General features: G+C 53.0%; 3 protein-coding genes and 2 pseudogenes. All 5 read right to left on the reverse strand.

What is annotated here, in order from left to right; translation table 11 throughout:
• The coding region (locus AAF564_26525; protein MEM8489130.1) for a glutathione S-transferase at positions 1 to 155 on the reverse strand (155 nt) is incomplete at its 3' end.
• 4 nt (positions 156 to 159) lie between these two features.
• Positions 160 to 456 carry a putative quinol monooxygenase gene (locus tag AAF564_26530; GenBank protein MEM8489131.1) on the reverse strand — a complete coding sequence of 99 codons (297 nt, stop codon included), beginning with the start codon at positions 454 to 456 and terminating at the stop codon, positions 160 to 162.
• A gap of 81 nt (positions 457 to 537) precedes the next feature.
• Positions 538 to 765: pseudogene (locus tag AAF564_26535) on the reverse strand (acetyl-CoA C-acyltransferase).
• 143 nt (positions 766 to 908) lie between these two features.
• The gene (locus tag AAF564_26540; protein ID MEM8489132.1) at positions 909 to 2462 is read right to left on the reverse strand and encodes an IS1182 family transposase; all 1554 of its coding nucleotides are present in this window, start codon (positions 2460 to 2462) and stop codon (positions 909 to 911) included.
• A gap of 73 nt (positions 2463 to 2535) precedes the next feature.
• A pseudogene (locus tag AAF564_26545) lies at positions 2536 to 3149 on the reverse strand (acetyl-CoA C-acyltransferase).

Genomic DNA, 3149 nt, shown 5'->3' on the forward strand with positions numbered 1-3149 from the left:
ATCCGACCATTCGGATTGATCGCCCGGAAATCGGGCTTGTGCTGATCACCCTCAGCAATGTTCACAATGTAAGTCTCGTAGGGCATCTCCAGAGCCTCAAGGGTACAGGAGGCCTTGTGGCCGTTCGGGGTCGGTGCGGTGTACAGATCTATCATCTTCTCACCTTTGTACTGCGTCGAGAATCTCTATTTCCGGGGGCACTGCCACCAGCGCTCCCAGGGCCTTGTTAGCCTCGCGGAAATAGTCTGCCTTGCCGTGCGCGTCCAGGGCCGCGGGGCTATCGTACTGCTCCATCACCTTGTAAATCTGTGGGTCTGCCTTGCTGCGATGCAAGGCATAGAGAATATTGCCGGGTTCGTTCGCCCTTACCTGTTCAGTCAGGCTCAGAAATATCTGCTCGAACTCAGCGTTCTTACCCTGCTGCACCGTTATTGTAGCAAGTAGGCCTATCGCCATGGTCATTCTCCTTTTTGCTCCGGAGCGTTTTGCTCCGGAGCGTTCTTCATACTGACGCTCTTTACGTGAACTGACACATGGTCAGGCTACCTCGAACAAGCCTGCTGCACCCATGCCACCGCCCACGCACATGGTAATCACCACATACTTCACACCACGGCGTTTGCCCTCGATCAAGGCATGGCCGATCATGCGCGAACCGCTCATGCCGTAGGGATGGCCGATGGAGATCGCGCCGCCATTGACGTTGAGCTTGTCGTTGTCGATACCCAGTTGATCGCGGCAGTAGAGCACCTGCACGGCAAACGACCCTGTAGAAAAACCACCCAGCAACCAGCGAGTTATCCGCAGCGTAAAATGATACAGAATCATCTGATCATAAACGATTCAATGGGTTTAACATAACCCTCAATTATACCGACTTAGCGTCAGCATTCTGTGGATAACACGCCTTAAACGATGGCACCGTAGCGCATTATCTTCTCTATATTGTGAATCATACAAAACAATCGCCATTGCCCCTGCACTTTGCTTTTTCCGCGTAAGCTGAAACGCTTTAAGCCTTTATTGGCGGTAATATTGCCAAACACCGGTTCCACCACTGACATCCTGTGGCTGTATATCCAGCGCCCAGCGACGCTGTCCACTCGTCGCTTCATCCAATCCGTGGCGCTCTGGCGCTGCTTAATAGTAAACAGTACTTGGCGCCCGTGGCCCTTGCGATGATCTGCAGCCGCGGGATTGTGCATGCACTCGTGCTTGCGCAAGCAGTTTCGGCAATCCGTCAGTCGACCTTCAAAGTTAAGCTGGGTATTGCCGTTAGCATCCTTCCGTTCGCTGTGCAGCCACATGGCATTGCCTTCCGGGCAGACACAGGTTTTGCGTTGAGCATTAAAGTGAAAGGCGCTTGCCGGATAAATGTCGCCCCGGCCCTGAGTGCCCGGATGACGCAAACCGTGCTTTTCCTTTTGCCCCGCCAGACGTTTGTCTCTGGAACGGAACTGGTTGTCAGGTACATAGGCGTTGATGTTTTCGTCTTTCAGATAACGCAGATTCTGTTCATTGCAAAAGCCGGTATCGGCGGTGACAAGGGTGCCCGTTTTATAGATGTCGTCACTCAAACCCAGTCGCTGGTAACGTTGCTTCAGGCCCACCAGCATGGGGGCTAACGTGTGGTATTCCTGGCCTTCGCCATAAGCTTGAGCTTCCAGTATCACTTGATGCTTTTTATCAACGGCCGCAATGCCGTTATAGCCCTGGAAGGTGCCTTTGCTTGTGGTCATCTTCGCCGATTCGCCATCGGTGATATTGCTCTTCACTTCCTTGCGCTGTTTCGCCTTCCCCATCCGTGGAGTGGCTGTCTTTAGGAATTGGTCGATTTTATGGTAGGCGTTGTCCAGGGTGTCGATACTCTGCGCCAAGCGCTTGGCCCGTTCTTTATCATCGGATCGGCGCCGGTCCAGCGTTTTGTGTTCTTTGATGCAGTGGCGCATCTTCTTTTTAATCTTGTCGCGCTTTTGCGCCAGCTCTTCCAACGTACCCGACCATTCCTTAGCGGCATTGCTGGGCAGTTTGCATCCGTCAATGGCAAACAGTTCGTTACCAATCAAGCCTTCCTCATCACACACCAATACGATCTGTTCAAATATGGCTTCAATGGCATCAGGATAACTGCTGACAAAGCTGGCTATCGTAGTGAAATGCGGCACTGTATCGCAGGACAGGGCTTTGAAAATGATATTAGTCTGACAGCACCATTCGATTTCGCGGCTGGACGTAATGCCCTTGGAATAGGCGAACAATATGATCTTAAGAAGGATAGCAGGATCGTAAGCTGGCCTGCCGCCCTCATCATTCTTGTACTTGGGGTGGAAAATGCTTAGATCCAACCGTTCACTTATAAGATAGTGAATGGCATGTTCGAAGGTGCCGGGCTGTAATTGCTCTTCAAAATTGATTACAACCATTGTGCTCTGGTTGTAATCGTAAGGCTTGAAATTGGCCATCGCGGTTGCTCCATATCAGACACCTCATTTTATCAAAAAACCGCGTATTTTAAGAGTTTTTCTACAGCCTCAACGCCTCGTTCAGCTCCCACAGGCCGATGTCGTCGACAGACAGACCGTTTTGTTTGAGCAGTTTGGGAACCGCATAAACCGGGCCTATGCCCATTTCGTCGGGCTCAAGGCCGGCCACGGCAATGCCGCGGTAGATGCCAAGTGGCTCCAGGCCCCTTTGCTCGGCCAGTTTCGCGTCCATAACTACCTGTGCGGAGGAGCCATCGGAGAGCTGTGAGGCGTTACCCGCGGTAATCGTACCGCCCTCTATGACCGTTTTCAGGTTTGCGAGACCTTCTGCTGTCGTCGCGCGCAAGCCTTCGTCCCGCTCGACTGTGGCCTCAACTTCAGACGCCTCACCGGTTTCCTTGTCCCACACGGTGCGCTTGCAGGTGACTGGCACCAGTTCATCCTGGAACTTGCCCGACTCATAGGCGGCGGCAGTGCGTAGCTGCGACTGCAGACCATACTCATCCATAGCGCCGCGAGAAATATTGTAGCGCTGTGCCACGGTCTCCGCCGTCTGCAACATCGGCATATGGATATGTGGATGCATGGCCATCAGTTCCTCATCCACCATGCGATGCAGGTTCATGTGTTCGTTCTGCACCAGGGAGATCGAGTCCAGGCCTCCGC

The sequence above is a fragment of the Bacteroidota bacterium genome (genome assembly GCA_039111535.1).
Classification (GTDB): domain Bacteria; phylum Bacteroidota; class Rhodothermia; order Rhodothermales; family JAHQVL01; genus JBCCIM01.